Origin of the sequence: Pseudoalteromonas sp. P80D2 (assembly GCF_036680945.1) — a bacterium.
Taxonomy (GTDB): domain Bacteria; phylum Pseudomonadota; class Gammaproteobacteria; order Enterobacterales; family Alteromonadaceae; genus Pseudoalteromonas; species Pseudoalteromonas shioyasakiensis.
This window is the reverse complement of record NZ_JAZDAR010000032.1, coordinates 13,852-28,053: the sequence shown is the minus strand read 5'-3', so window position 1 is coordinate 28,053 and position 14,202 is coordinate 13,852. Positions and strand designations below refer to the sequence as shown.

At 41.9% G+C, this 14,202-nt stretch carries 13 protein-coding genes; 4 read left to right on the top strand and 9 right to left on the bottom strand.

The features are described from left to right. Positions 1-33: 33 nt before the first annotated feature. Genes VRK28_RS08710 through VRK28_RS08700 form a run of 3 tightly spaced genes read right to left on the bottom strand, consistent with a single transcriptional unit; the run spans position 34 to position 2,079 of the window. Positions 34-429, bottom strand: a complete 396-nt coding sequence (locus VRK28_RS08710) for a YgjV family protein (RefSeq protein WP_332393759.1) — start codon at positions 427-429, stop codon at positions 34-36. Positions 430-478: 49 nt separating this feature from the next. After that, a complete protein-coding gene (locus tag VRK28_RS08705; RefSeq protein ID WP_062566107.1) occupies positions 479-1,045 on the bottom strand; it encodes a Crp/Fnr family transcriptional regulator in 567 nt (188 codons plus the stop codon). Beyond that, positions 1,042-2,079, bottom strand: coding sequence for an NAD(P)H-dependent flavin oxidoreductase (locus VRK28_RS08700; protein WP_062566108.1), 1,038 nt, complete (start codon positions 2,077-2,079; stop codon positions 1,042-1,044). The genes VRK28_RS08705 and VRK28_RS08700 overlap by 4 nt, the downstream gene beginning before the upstream one ends. Positions 2,080-2,244: 165 nt before the next feature. Between VRK28_RS08700 and VRK28_RS08695 the strand changes: the two genes are divergently transcribed. Then, on the top strand, positions 2,245-3,621 hold the full coding sequence (locus VRK28_RS08695; RefSeq protein WP_062566109.1) for an NAD-dependent succinate-semialdehyde dehydrogenase: 1,377 nt from the start codon (positions 2,245-2,247) through the stop codon (positions 3,619-3,621). Positions 3,622-3,683: 62 nt separating this feature from the next. Here VRK28_RS08695 and VRK28_RS08690 read toward each other — a convergent pair whose 3' ends face one another. The 3 genes from VRK28_RS08690 to VRK28_RS08680 form a co-directional block, all read right to left on the bottom strand. Beyond that, positions 3,684-4,757: an endonuclease/exonuclease/phosphatase family protein gene (locus VRK28_RS08690; RefSeq protein ID WP_082710953.1), complete on the bottom strand. Its 1,074-nt coding sequence runs from the start codon at positions 4,755-4,757 to the stop codon at positions 3,684-3,686. Between the two features lie 17 nt (positions 4,758-4,774). After that, the gene (locus VRK28_RS08685; RefSeq protein WP_062566111.1) at positions 4,775-5,095 is read right to left on the bottom strand and encodes a hypothetical protein; all 321 of its coding nucleotides are present in this window, start codon (positions 5,093-5,095) and stop codon (positions 4,775-4,777) included. A gap of 99 nt (positions 5,096-5,194) precedes the next feature. Beyond that, positions 5,195-5,629: a hypothetical protein gene (locus VRK28_RS08680; RefSeq protein ID WP_332393758.1), complete on the bottom strand. Its 435-nt coding sequence runs from the start codon at positions 5,627-5,629 to the stop codon at positions 5,195-5,197. A gap of 251 nt (positions 5,630-5,880) precedes the next feature. Here VRK28_RS08680 and rhlP point away from each other — a divergent pair, with 251 nt between their 5' ends. The 3 genes from rhlP to VRK28_RS08665 all read left to right on the top strand — a co-directional run bounded on the left by rhlP (position 5,881) and on the right by VRK28_RS08665 (position 10,120). Continuing rightward, positions 5,881-6,693 (top strand): rhombotarget lipoprotein, encoded by an 813-nt coding sequence (rhlP, locus tag VRK28_RS08675; RefSeq protein ID WP_332393757.1) that lies wholly within the window; start codon positions 5,881-5,883, stop codon positions 6,691-6,693. An 88-nt stretch (positions 6,694-6,781) separates the two neighbouring features. Next, a complete protein-coding gene (locus VRK28_RS08670) occupies positions 6,782-8,839 on the top strand; it encodes a TonB-dependent receptor (protein WP_332393756.1) in 2,058 nt (685 codons plus the stop codon). A 96-nt stretch (positions 8,840-8,935) separates the two neighbouring features. After that, positions 8,936-10,120, top strand: a complete 1,185-nt coding sequence (locus VRK28_RS08665; RefSeq protein ID WP_332393755.1) for an MFS transporter — start codon at positions 8,936-8,938, stop codon at positions 10,118-10,120. A 14-nt stretch (positions 10,121-10,134) separates the two neighbouring features. Here VRK28_RS08665 and VRK28_RS08660 read toward each other — a convergent pair whose 3' ends face one another. The 3 genes from VRK28_RS08660 to VRK28_RS08650 are packed head-to-tail and all read right to left on the bottom strand — an operon-like array spanning position 10,135 to position 13,778. Further along, entirely contained in the window at positions 10,135-10,545 is a 411-nt protein-coding gene (locus VRK28_RS08660) for a GFA family protein (RefSeq protein ID WP_332393754.1), read from the bottom strand. A gap of 1 nt (position 10,546) precedes the next feature. Beyond that, on the bottom strand, positions 10,547-11,560 hold the full coding sequence (locus VRK28_RS08655) for a fatty acid desaturase (RefSeq protein ID WP_332393753.1): 1,014 nt from the start codon (positions 11,558-11,560) through the stop codon (positions 10,547-10,549). A gap of 46 nt (positions 11,561-11,606) precedes the next feature. Continuing rightward, positions 11,607-13,778, bottom strand: a complete 2,172-nt coding sequence (locus tag VRK28_RS08650; RefSeq protein ID WP_062566116.1) for a putative bifunctional diguanylate cyclase/phosphodiesterase — start codon at positions 13,776-13,778, stop codon at positions 11,607-11,609. Positions 13,779-14,202: the final 424 nt, after the last annotated feature.

Below are 14,202 nucleotides of genomic sequence, written 5' to 3'. Positions count from 1 at the left end.
ATAGGCTATAAAGAATCATTATGTCAATAAAAGTCACATTAAAAGACAAAGGTATATAATGCCAACAATCATCAGTATGCGTAAGGTAAAATCTTTGCCTTGGAATGAAGCATAAGTTTGCAGTAACGTTGCCGACAGCGCGATAAAGCTAACCCAGCTTTGCCAAGTAAGTAGTACTGCGCTAATACTCAAAAGCATAAAAGCTATCATCACCCAGGTTTTGCGGGCAAAAATACAATAGCCATAACGTAGTGCTGCAATCAGCATTAAACATGCAGCGCTGAAGTTATCGAGCAGCATAAAGTGCACAGATGTCAGTAAAACCGAGCTAAACAAACAAGCTAAAATTGCCTGCCTTTGTTTAAACTGAAATGAAGCCAAATCGAGTAATGTGGCAATGGCAACTAAGCACTGAGATAAAATAAACATAACGACTCCTGAAAAATCAGCAGTGTAATGTTTACTGTTTTGCTACGCCTTAACTTAAGTTAAGACGCCGTCTAATTCGCGATAAAGAAATCGCAGAAACCCCTAAATACATAGCAACCTCGTTTAAACTCAGTTGTTCAAGCCAATGCGGTTTTTGTTCCAGTAAATATTGGTAACGCTGCTCAGGGGTATTGAGTAATAAAAACGCTTCTTTTGCTTCTTTAAACATTAATTGCTGACTAATTAACTGATGTTTTATTGCTTGCCAGTCACTACTATCAAATAAAACCAAAGGCACCTTAATAAGCTCAGCATCACGTATCACTTTGAGCTGGTAAAGCGCTGGGGTTTTGGTTAACCAGTTACCATATAGCAGTGCAAATTCATCTTGAAAGTAGAACTCTTTACACTTTTGCGCACCTTGCGATGATGCATGTAATGCCCCAAGCACCCCAGATATAATTAAGTAACCTGCATCTTGTTCGTCACCTTGCTGCAATAAAACATCACCTTTAGCGAAACGCTTTATGGCGCATTGCCCAGCAAGCTTGTTACGAAATTCACAGGCTAGTTGATGGTAACTATCACCAAGTGGGAGTAACTGGGTATCAGTCAAGACTGCCAACCTTGCATTAGTAGTTCAGTAATTTGCTGGGCGTTTATACCTTCTCGAACCACAAAGCGCTCACCACACCAAAGCGGTGAAAAACCACTGTCGCCTTTAGCCTCTGCTTTTGCACGTAATGCGGTCATTGCAATCGACGCATACGGAAATGGCGGCGCCTGCTCTGGCATCGCCCCTAATTCTTGCATCACTCTGTTGCGTATTCCTCGGGCCGGTCGGCCAGAGAATAAGGTTGTCAATTCTGTTGAGTCTGGCTTAGCCGTTTTTAATACTTCACGATGTAAAGCACTTGTTGTCGCTTCTTCACAAAGTAAGTAAGCGCTCCCCACCTGCACTGCTACTACACCTAATGCTTGGTACTGGGCTACATCTTCTGCTGTACAAATTCCACCCGCAGCAATAACGGGAATATCAAGCTTTACACACTCTCGCACCAATTGAACAGTGGTTGGTTGCAGCGATAAATCCATTGATAAAAAATGGCCGCGGTGGCCGCCTGCTTCAATCCCTTGTGCAATAACCGCATCGGCACCATTTGCTTGTAACCAGCGCGCTTCATCTAATGTCGTGGCTGATGAAAGAACCGCTCCGCCCCACGCTTTAATCTGAGAAACAATCTCTTTACTGGGCAGGCCAAAGTGAAAGCTAACAATGGCAGGCTTATAAGGCGCGATAATATCGATCACTTGCTGATTAATTGGCTGGCGTGAAGCGTTACGGGTAAATTGTGAGGCATCGACAGCAAACTCATCGAAATAAGGCTCAAGTACATTATGCCATGCAGTTTGCTGAGCCATTGTATAGTCAGGTGTTTGATGACAAAAGAAATTAAGGTTGTAAGGCTTATCAGTATGCTGGCTAATGTAATCAAGCTCTGAGACAAGCTGCTCAGCCGAGAGCATAGCGCAAGGTAACGAGCCAAGCCCCCCAGCTTCACAAACAGCCACTGTCAGTTTGGCGTTTTGCACACCCGCCATTGGCGCTTGAATAATCGCAAGTTCGGTATTTAACACAGAATTTGTCATTACGTATTCCTTGTAAGTTTTGCAGCCTGTTGCAGTTTTTACAGAAAAAAGAGTGCCTAGCCAAGTTCAAATTAAATAAAACACAATTAAATCAAACAGCTAGAACAGCGAAAAATAGGTATTAGCCTTGCAAACCTTTTACTACAATTTTGTAAGGAGATAATGATGACTGATACTGTAACTACAATCAATCCAGCCAATGAGCAAACCTTAAATACGTATAATTTATTGTCATTGCAACAAGCACAGAGTGAAGTTGACCAATGTCATCAAGCTTTTTTAAAGTGGCGCACCACATCCCACGAGCAGCGAGCAAAATTACTCAATCAACTTGCACAAGTAATTGAATCAAACCAGCAAGAGTTGGCCCAGTTGATGACCGATGAAATGGGAAAGTTATATCAACAAGGCCTACAGGAAGTTGAGCTTTGCGCTGCAATTTGTCGCTATACCGCAGAGCAAGGGCCACAAGTGCTTGCTGATGAAAGCCGTGATATGCAAGACGGCCGTGCAATTATTAGCTACCAACCAATCGGTGTCGTTTTAGGTATCCAACCTTGGAACTTCCCGCTTTATCAAGTCATTCGCTATGCTTGTGCGAATATCATGGCGGGTAATACCACGGTGCTAAAACATGCAGGCAATGTATTTGGCATGGCTGAAAAAATTGAGCAATTATTTACTCAAGCTGGCTTTGATGACTATTGCTTTAAAAACCTACTGATTGACGGCAAAACCGCAAGCAAACTTATTGAGCACTCAGCTATTCGAGGTGTGACATTTACTGGTAGCGACGAAACAGGCAAAAAAGTTGCTGAGCTTGCAGGTAAACAGGTTAAGAAAACCGTACTTGAGCTTGGCAGTAACGATGCCTATGTTGTACTCGATGATGCTGACTTAAATACCGCGATTACCGCATGTACACAAGGGCGTTTGATCAATAACGGGCAAACCTGTGTTGCCGCAAAACGCTTTATTGTTGTTGATGCTTTATACGATGATTTTAAAGCCTTAATTAAAGAACAATTTGAACAAGTTGTTCTTGGTGATCCGAATGATGAAAAAACCACGCTCGGTCCAATGGCCCGTAAAGATCTGCGCGATAAACTTCATCAGCAAGTGACTGATTCAGTCAATGCGGGTGCGAGCATTGTTACCGGCGGTAACGTTGCTGAGCACACAGGCTTTTATTACACCCCGACTCTGCTTGAAAACATTAAACCGGGCATGCCCGCCTATGATGATGAATTATTTGGCCCTGTAGCATCGCTTATCAGGGCAAAAGATAATGATGAGGCTATGCAAATTGCTAATGACTCTCGCTATGGTCTTGGTGGCGGTATTTTCTCAAAAGACGAACAAGCAGCCATTGAGCTTGCAAAGCACCATTTTGATACCGGCATGGTGAATATTAATGGCTATGGTCTTGCTCAGCCGAACTTACCATTTGGTGGTGTAAAAGACAGTGGCTATGGCCGTGAACACGGCGGCTTTGGGCTACGTGAATTTGTTAATATCAAAACCATTATGATCAACGACTAACCACAAAAAAGGGCTCATTAGAGCCCTTTCTTATATCTAATTGTCCACCCTGAATAAGGTTATCACTTTTCAAACATGGGCACTTGCTGCTTAGACGCTGATGGCATTTTTAACTCATCCACTGCTTTTTCTTTATCAATCTGCTCTTGTTGTTTTTGATTGTCAGAATCGGGGTTATAAACAAGTTCAGTAAGTAGTGCAAAATGATCTGAGCCATATTTTGCCAAACGCTCAATACGCTTAACGCTAAACTCATTACTATGAAAAAGGTGGTCAAGCGGCCAGCGCATAAAGAAATAACTGGCATGAAACGTATTAAAAAAGCCGCGACCTTTGCGTGGATCTAACAAACCACTAATACGCATGAACAAGCGGGTACTCCGCGACCATGCAACATCATTTAGATCACCGGCAACAATACAAGGTCGCTGTCTGTTTTTAAGTGCTTTCGCTAAGATTATCAACTCAGTATCACGGGGTCGTGAACTGTCTTCTTCCGTAGGACTCGGAGGAGCAGGATGAATAAAGTGCCCTTGTACTTCTATGCCATCTGCATCTTCAAACAAAATATGAATTGAGGGGATATCGCTTTCTATAAGCTCACAAACTTTCTGTTGTTTGATTTTAAACTTGCTGTACAAGTGCATGCCATAGCGATTATCTTTTGGGCAGTACACTCGATATGGGTACTCTTGTTCTAAACTGCTCAGTTCATTTTGCCAAGTTTGATCAGACTCTAACGTAATGAGTAAATCAGGTTGGTGCGTTTTAACTAAGCCAATGAGTTTGTCATATTCGGTGTTCGACATCAGTACATTTGCCGACATAATACGAATACTGTGCTTATCGGACTTATTACTTGAGGCAACTTCTTTGTTAGCGAGCCTTGTGTAAGGGTAAATCCAGCCAACTTGCAATAACAGCACTAGGATACTAGCTAGAGCACAACCAATATAAAGCATTGATCCCGTACGACTGATTAAATAGCTTGCAGCAATTAAGCTCCCACAAGCAAGGTAAACCACTTGCAAGCGTACAAAGTCACAACTGCGAATTAAATAATGTTGGGAATATGAAAATGGCAAGATTGAGACCACTAGCAGCATGGCCAATAGTGAACTCAATCCATAAGTCATGATCGATTCAAGCAAAATTAGCGACTCAAAATAGAAATAATTTCTCGAGTATCTTCCACTAAACGCACGACAGTATCGTCGACTTGAATTGAAATTAGACCATCTCTGTCTCGTGATTTAATCACTTTGCCACGGCGGTAAATATCACGGTCAAGAATATCGCCTTTACGTAATTTTTTTTGCCAACCAGGCGGTAAATCACCACCATTATCAAGTTTCTTTTCTAGGCCAGGTGGCAGGCTTTTACCTTTGTCCTTATCCTTGTCTTTATCTTTCGCAAGTGCGCCAGCCGTCACTAAGCTCAAACCTATTACTGCAACTGTTAACAATGCTTTCATACGAGTGCTCCTTTTGTTAGTCCCAGTTAAGCGTAGCAAGTTTTTCTGAACTGGGTATGAAAGCAGCTAAAAAAAGCCGCTAAGCGGCTTTTGACAGGATTAACGATGGCGAGTAACAATTGATAAAATCTCTCGCGTATCGTGTACTAGATGAATAAGACGGTCGTCGATTTCGATGGCAATAATACCATTTCGGTCGCGACGTTTAATCACTCGCCCATGACGATATATATCACGGTCAAGAATATCACCATGATGATAACGCTTATACCAACCTGGTGGTAAGCCACCACCATGCCCTACTTTTTTGTATAAACCAGGTGGTAAATCACGGTAACTGTAACGGTCATATCTATCATAACGATCATGTCTGTCATGATGGTGATGTTTGTGGTGTTTTTTATGCTTTTTATGCTTTTTACGTTCGTGCTTATGTTCGTATCTATCATGGTCACGATCATGTTTCGCGTTTGCTTCCATAGGCATCAAACTCAAACCTAAAACGGCAACTGAGATAGTAAGTAATTTATTCATAATAGAGACCCTTAACGTTTGCTCTTGATAAAAAGCCTAACGTTTTAGCCTGAATCATAGATGAAGGGTTACAATTTAAAAACGCAACTGTTTACATATCAACACATTAGAAAGCTAACCTTTACATTTCTTTAAACTTCTTTGGCACTATTTACGAAAAATCGAGTCTGAGTTACAGTTCTGTTTGGGGCGTTTGTCGTTATATTTGCAACATAAACAAACGCTTCCTCACTACATAATAAGGATAATTTATGAATCTACTAAAATGGTGTTTGGTCATTAGCATTACTGCACTAACGGGCTGTAGTGCCATGATGAGCCAATATGGCAATCAAAAAACGCAATCAAGTTCATTGGTTGAGTATCTTTACCCAGACCAGCAAGACAGAGCAGCCCATCAAGCAACGATCCCAACTTTGAACTTACCTGCCACTGTAGGGATTGCCTTTATTCCTAACAAGTACAATGATGGCTTACACCACGGAGACGAAGTGGCACTGCTGAACAAAGTTAAAAAGCAGTTTATGCAATATGACTATATTGACCGCATTGAAGTGATCCCAAGCACATATTTAAAAGGCGGCGAAGGGTTTACCACATTAGAACAAGTATCACGATTATATGATGTGGATATTATGGCGCTTGTTTCGTACGACCAAGTATCGCAAAGCTTAGAAAATAACGCCGCTTTTTTATATCTAACGATTGTTGGTTTATATGTGATTCCGGGCAATGAAAACTCAGTACAAACCTTTGTAGATACCGCCGTATTTGATGTAAAAAGCCGAAAAATGCTGTTTCGCGCTCCAGGTATACATAAAGCAGAGCAACGCAGCACAGCGATTGGCATCGATGAAGTCGCTAAAGAGCAGTCGCTGGCAAGCTTTAATGGTGCCGTTGATGACATGATCACGAATCTCGATGCGGAATTGGCGCAATTTAAAACCCGCGTTAAAGAAGAAAAAGTAGCTAATGTCACGCACAGAAATGGTACTAGCGGCAGTAGCTTATTTTGGTTAGTTGCAGTACTGGCAGGTTTTGCCGTACATCGCCGTAGCGCATAACAGACAAAGTTATTAATCGCGAAAGCTTTTACCCATCCTAAAAAGCAGTTACCCTTTGGTTTTTGTTGTACCTAACCAAAGGGTTTTCATGAAGTTGTCGATACTCTCAGTGCTTGTGAGCACCTCATTATTTAACCATCAAGCTTTCGCTAATAATGAGCTAGAACATATTACAACAACCGCCTCGCGCAGCGAAGTGTTGGCAGATCCATTGCCAGTTGTGGTCAGCAGTATTTCACAAAAGCAACTAGCCCTAATCGCTCCTACCCATATTGAACAAGCCCTTAAGCAAGTGGCCGGTGCTAATCTTCAACACGGTAACGGCCAAGAGTATTTACCCGCTCTACGTTCGCCTGTACTTTCTGGTGCTGGTGCCTGCGGTGGCTTACTTACCGCTGAAGATGGTATTCCACTTCGCGCAGCTGGTTTTTGCAACATCAATGAATTATTCGAAGCCCACACAGAAATGGCTGAACGTATCGAAGTACTGAAAGGCCCGGGCTCTGCCCTTTATGGTTCAAATGCAGTGCATGGTGTAGTCAACGTGATCACGCCAGATACAACCTATGACCACAACCAACTTGGTTTTGATTACGGCTCGTTTGGCTACACTCGCTACAAACTTGGTACGGGGCGTGACTTTGGCCAGCAAGGTTTAGGCATTAATGCCACGATCACCCGAGATACAGGTTATCGTGATGACGAAAGTGTTGATCAAGAAAAGCTATCACTGCGTCACCGTTTTGATGGCGAAAAATTAAGTGTAAGTACAGGCCTGACTTACACCCATTTAGATCAGCAAACAGCTGGCTACATCGAGGGCTTTGAAAGCTATAAGGATGAGCAAATAGCTCAGTCTAATTTTGATCCTGATGCATTTCGTAAAGCCCGCTCTTTACGTGTTTGGTCAAAGCTAAACTGGACACAAGATGAGGCTAACAGCTTTACCCTAACGCCTTATATCCGCGATCAAAACATGACCTTCTTTAAGCATTTTTTACCGGGTACTCCCCTTGAAGAAAATGCTCAGCAAGGTGTTGGCCTACAATCAAGCTGGCAGCATAAGTTAACGGGTTCTAGCCTGTTAACTGTTGGCTTTGATGGTGAGCTTACAGATGCTGACTTTTTACAATATCAAGACAGCCCCACTCAAGGCTCAGCGTTTTTAGTTGCCACCGTGCCCCAAGGTAAACATTACGACTATCAAGTAACTAGCACCCTATTAGCACCGTTTGTGAACCTTGATTGGCAACTTGATGAGTTACTTATCAGCCTTGGTGGCCGATACGAGCGTATGCGCTATGACTACAACAACCATATGTTGGCTGGCCGCACAAAAGAAGATGGCACAGCTTGCGCAATGGGCGGATGTCGCTATTCTCGACCAGAAAGCGGCGAAAATCGCTTTACTAACTTTTCGCCTAAGCTTGGTTTAAGCTATCAATATGCTGAAAACCAGTTTATCTACGCCAATGCTTCAGAAGGTTATCGAGCACCGCAAGCGGCAGAGCTTTATCAGTTACAACGCGAACAAAATGTCGCAGATCTGAAATCTGAAACAGCTAAAAACCTAGAGCTTGGTTTAAAAGGTCAACAAGCACAGCTGCATTATGTAGTTAGCATTTATGCAATGAATAAAAAGAATACAATTTTCCGCGACAGTGATTTTTATTACGTCAATGATGGCCAAACCCAGCATCGTGGAGTTGAGCTTGAATTAGCCTATGCCATTACGCCAAGCTTATCGATGCAGTTAGCCGCGAGCCACGCCAAGCATACATATAGTTATGACCAATTACTTAGCGGAGTTAATATCAATGGCAATCTCATTGATACTGCACCACGTAACATCGCTAACTTACAGCTACTTTGGCAAGCAAACGATATGACGCGTGTTGGCCTTGAGCTACATACCACCAGCAGCTACTTTACTGATCCTGAAAACCAGCATAGTTACCAAGGCCATTCATTAGTAAATTTACGAGCGGCGTGGCACCTAACAGATAACTTTACTGTGACTGCACGAATAAACAATTTAACCGACGAGCGTTACGCAGAGCGTGCTGACTACACTACATTTAGTGGCGACCGCTACTTTCCGGGTAGACCGCGCAACGCCATGTTATCAGCAAGTTATCAGTTTTAAGTAACCGCATTATTTGGTGAGCTATCTCATAGTTCACCCACGCTGTTTAGTGTTTTGGTATGATAAATGTACCTATTGCTATAGTTCCTAAACAGCGTGTCATCTTCTCAAAATCTAATTCGTAACCTTCTTTTAGTGCTGGGCATTTTTCTTATTGCAGCCAGTTTACGTGCCCCTATTACTGGCATTGCACCGGTACTTGAACAAATCATTGATCAATTTAAGTTAAATGCATCACAAGCCGGTATGTTGACAACTTTACCTTTAATTGCATTTGCTATTGCTTCACCTATGGCAGCAAGCCTTGCTAAAAAATGCGGCCTTGAAGTATCACTGTTTATTGCCCTTGTATTAATTGGCATAGGGGTTGTGTCTCGGGTTATTGACTCTGCCATCGTGCTATTTATTGGCACCGCTGTAATTGGTGTCGGTATCGCGATTGGTAATGTGTTATTACCAAGCTTGATAAAACGTGACTTTCCACACAAAGTCGCTGTGATGACGTCCAGTTATGTTTTGGCAATGGGTATATTTGGAGGCTGCTATTCAGCACTCATCATTCCGCTGGCTGAGTATAAAGACCTTGGTTGGCAATTGGCGCTTGCCAGTTATGCCTTATTGGTTGTGCTGGCTATTGTGGTGTGGTTACCACAACTTAAGCAACATACCATGCCAAAACAGGCACATGTGTCGAACAATACACAAAGCAAAATTTGGCACTCTGCACTTGCTTGGCAAATCACCTTATTGCTCGGCTTTAACTCGTTTTTCACTTATATCATGCTAGGTTGGCTACCCAGCATTTTAATAGAAGGCGGCCATAGTGCGCAGCACGCGGGTGCTTTACAAGGCGCCTTTCAAGTAGCCTCAGCGCTACCAGGTATTGTGCTTATTCCACTACTTGCCAAATTAAAAGATCAACGCATCTTAACGCTAAGCTTAGCGTTACTTGGTGCGCTTTGTTCTGTTGGATTATTAGTTGCGCCTAGTTTTGCGATGCTTTGGTCAGTCACCTTAGGGTTTTGCTCAGGTGCCTGTTTTATCTTGGGCTTATCATTTGTAAGCCTACGCACTCATGACTCAATGCAAGCTGCGGCGTTATCGGGTATGGCGCAATGTATCGGGTATTTATTGGCTGCAACAGGCCCTATTATTGCGGGCGCCTTACATAGTTATTTTAATAACTGGGCGGGAGCACTTTGGCTGTGTATTGCATCTAGCCTGTTGTGTGCTTTATTTGGTTACTTAAGCGGCCGAAATATCACTATCGGCCAACAATAAATATGAAACCGCGGCTATTTAGGGGCGGTTTCAAAGGTACTCATATTACTAAGGTTATCGAGCCAAGGTTTATGTGAGCGATACCAAATATGCGCTTTAGGGATAAGCTTATCAGCTTGCTCTATAGCGCCAATACGTAAGCCATAAATACGTTCACCTGCACCTACAGAAGTCGCGTATAAGGCCGTACCACAGTTACCACAAAACCCTTGCGCACGCTGGTTACCACTTTCGGCAATTTTTATATATTCTTTTGGCTCAGCACCTGTAAAGGTAACCCCATCTGGTACAGACACCACAACCGTACGAAAAGGCGCACCTGAGATAATTTGGCAGTCAGTGCAGTGACAGTTAATCACTTTATTTTCGTCAACTTCTGCGTAGTAAGTTACCTCACCACAATGACAACGACCGGTAACCTTCATATTAAACTCCTTGTTGAGGTGGCTGCTCTTTTACTGGATAGTGATTGGCATGTTTTAAGCTTTGTAAATCATTAAAACGTACTCCATGCTGGGCCATAATAAGGCGTATTTTTTTGCTAATCAATTGCCTAATGTAAAAGGGCTGGTTCGGCACAAAATGATGGATTGTATGGGTTCGGCCAAAATCAAAACAAAATAACTGAAACGGTAAAAACCAACGGCTGGTGATCACATGCGTTTGCTCAAGCAAGTTATTTACACCGCCATAATAATGCATTGAAGATGTCACTAAGTTAAGAGACGTTGAGCGAATGATATTAGGCACAATAAGTACCACCATTAAAAACTCAGCTCCCGCCAGTAACTCAGCTCCCCACGGCGGCAATGTAAATGGCTGTACAAACTGCACTGCGTAATAAGCAATTACCCCATAAAGAATCGCAAAATACGCGGTTGCAAACGGAAAGCCTGCATTAAACACCCGTAAAAACTTAAAGCCGCTAATTTCTTTACTAAATCGCTTGGTATTGATTAATAAACCTAGCAGACCATCAGTAATGACCAAGGCTCTTAAAAATGGCGATTTAATGCCATTGCCCACTAAACGCTCTTCTAAATCTTGTGAGGTACCGGATACTTTATGGTGATGTAAGTGAATCTTTCTGCGATACCAAGGATTCACCGTATTGGGCCGCATAAGCCACACGGTTAACATCATAAAGTTATGTATAAAAGGGTGATTACTAAAATACTGCTTATGGATAAGGTCATGCTCAAGCTCATGCGATATAGAGGTAATAAAGGCTGCCAGAATGATGCAAAGCCACGAGGGAATAACCGCTAAGTAATAAAGAGTCGCAACGCCAATCAGTGAAAACAACGACACGAGTAGAATAACCATCGCAATGGCGTTTTGCTGGTTAAGAATAGGGTAATGCGATCTAAGCGATTGCTCTTCGGCCTTAATGGCTGTAACAATCGCCTTTATGTTTTGCTTTGCGGTTAATTCTGACATCACAAGCTTTGCTAACTGTTTGATGTCAAAATCATACAGTAATTACCTATTGCTCTCGAGAAAATTGCGTTAAAAATGGAATTACATCATTTGCTGGCAATGGTTTAGAAAAGTAATAGCCTTGTATATAGTCACAACCGGCTTCGGTTAGCACAGCCAATTGCTCGCGCTCTTCAACTCCTTCTGCAACGACTTTAATACCTAATACACGACTCATTTGAATAATCGATTTAACCAGCGCTTCGTCGCCTAAATCAACATGCACTTCATCAATAAATGACTTATCTAGTTTTAGTACATCAACTGGGAAGCGGCGCAAATAACTAAGAGACGAATAACCCGTACCAAAATCATCTAGCGAAATTAAACACCCAGCTTGCTTCAACTGCTTTAACACATCGAGATGGTTCGTATTTTCTGGCGCTAAAACACTCTCAGTTAATTCAAATGAAATTTGTGATGGTTTAACCCCTTGCCCTTTAATAATCTCAAGCCATGCATTACGTTCAGGGTTAAACTCAGTAAATTCAAATAAAGAACGGTTCACATTAAAAACAAAGTTTTCATAACCTTGTGCTTCTAACGCCTTTATTTGCTGGCAGGTTTTAATCAATACAAGTTCACCGAGGGGAATAATCACCCGCGACTCTTCTGCTAACGGAATAAACTCAGCAGGTGATACCCATTGCCCTTGGTTGTTCCATCGCACTAAACTTTCGAATTTAGCGACCGTATTATTTTCAATATCAATAATAGGTTGAAAATACACTTCTATGTCGTTGTTCTTTACGGCTTGTGTAAGCTGCTCAACCAGTAAGTTGTGCTTTTTAACCTTGTTATCCATCTCTTTGCAGAAAAACAGATATTCATCGCCTGTTTGTTTTGCATTTAAGGTGGCAAGCTCAGCTTGGCGAACTAAGCGACGAGCTATTTTTTCGATATTTTCTTGTGAAGTCGCCGTTCCCGCTTGCTCAAATTGACTAATGCCCAGCGTAACTGAAACCTGCTGACTAATGCCGCCAATAGAAACGGGCTCAACAAGTAACGCGGTAATTTGTTTACAAACATGCTCAAGTTCACTGACATGCTGATAAGTTTGTAAAATTGCGAAACTATCACCATCGATCCGCGAAAAAGCAGACTCTTTAAAGCTTTCATCGAGGCGCTCTGAAAGCTCGCATAAAACCTTATCGCCAAAGGTTAAACCGTAAACGGTGTTGATATCTTGAAACTTATCAACATCAAAGTAGATAACGGCTAAGTTAGTATTCTCATCATCTTGATAAGACAAAGATGATAGCAACTGGCATAAGTACTCTTTGAAGTAAAAACGATTGGTCAAACCGGTGAGTTGATCGTGGTTTGCATGAAAATAGATTTTCTGCTCAGCTTCTTTTTTCTCGGTGATATCCAAAATAAACGCCACATAGCAATCTTCACCATTATTTTGCATTTTGGTTATCGATAAAAATTGCGTGTACAACTTACCTTGTTTGGTTTTATTAGTGATCTCACCAGACCACTTACCTTCAGTATTAATTTGGTGCCACATTGCTTTATAAAAATGCGGGTCATACTTGTTTGAGCTTAAAATTTTTGGATTTTGCCCTAAGACTTCATCCAACGAATAACCCGTCATTTTAGTAAATGCGGTATTCGCGTAGGTAATATGTACATTGTGGTCGCAAATAAAAATCGCTTCGTGACTTTGCTCAATCAATTGGTTTGCAAAATCAAGTTTAGCTATAAAGCGATCTTTTTCGATTTCTCGCTGGATAAGACCAGTAAATAACGAGAAAAAAGATTCAATTTGCATCGCATCATTTATTTCATGCTGAAATAGAGCTACAAGAATAGTATCGGTTTTACCCGAAATACTTTGTAAAGGCACACCCACATAGGCTTCGATACCCATATCAACAAGTAGCTGATCATTAGGGAATAACTGCTGAACACCCGAGCTGAAACTAGAGATACTGCCACAGCTGACATCGTTACAAGGCGTACAGCGGATATCGTAGCTGATGTTTTCAACAATTTCGTCACGCGCACACAAAGCTATAGTCGTTGCATGCAAAGTTGACTCATCGACTTGAGCTAAAAAAACATAAGAAGCACCAAGCACTTCTGATAAAGACAGGCATATTGCATTATAAAAGTTATCACTTTTAAGACTTGAAATACTTTCAACAATACGCTTTAAGTCGTATGTACCCACGCTATGCTACCCTACCGATATTGTGCACTAAGTGATTGACTTCACTTATAGTTCAGACCGCAAATTGTATTATAAGATGTATTCAAACACCATCGTACTCTAGTCTTAAATGATTAATTTTCAACCAAATAAGCACACATTTTTCGGGGTTATTTGTAGACTAAGCATAGTTCGAACTTGACCGCTTATAAATAGAACAAAAGTTGCTTTAATAGAGGCTGAATTGGTACTTAGATTTGAGTTATAGGTGCTAGGCTCTGGGTGCTAGGTTCTAGGCTCTGGGTGCTAGGCGCTAGGCGCTAGGCGCTAGGCAAAATGTACCCGTAGGAATGGCTTTAGCCATGAATTATGTTTTTCAGCATTGCTGGTTCGGTTTTCTTGGTTCGGCAGTAAACTACCTCCTACAATGCTTTTACGTAAGGGT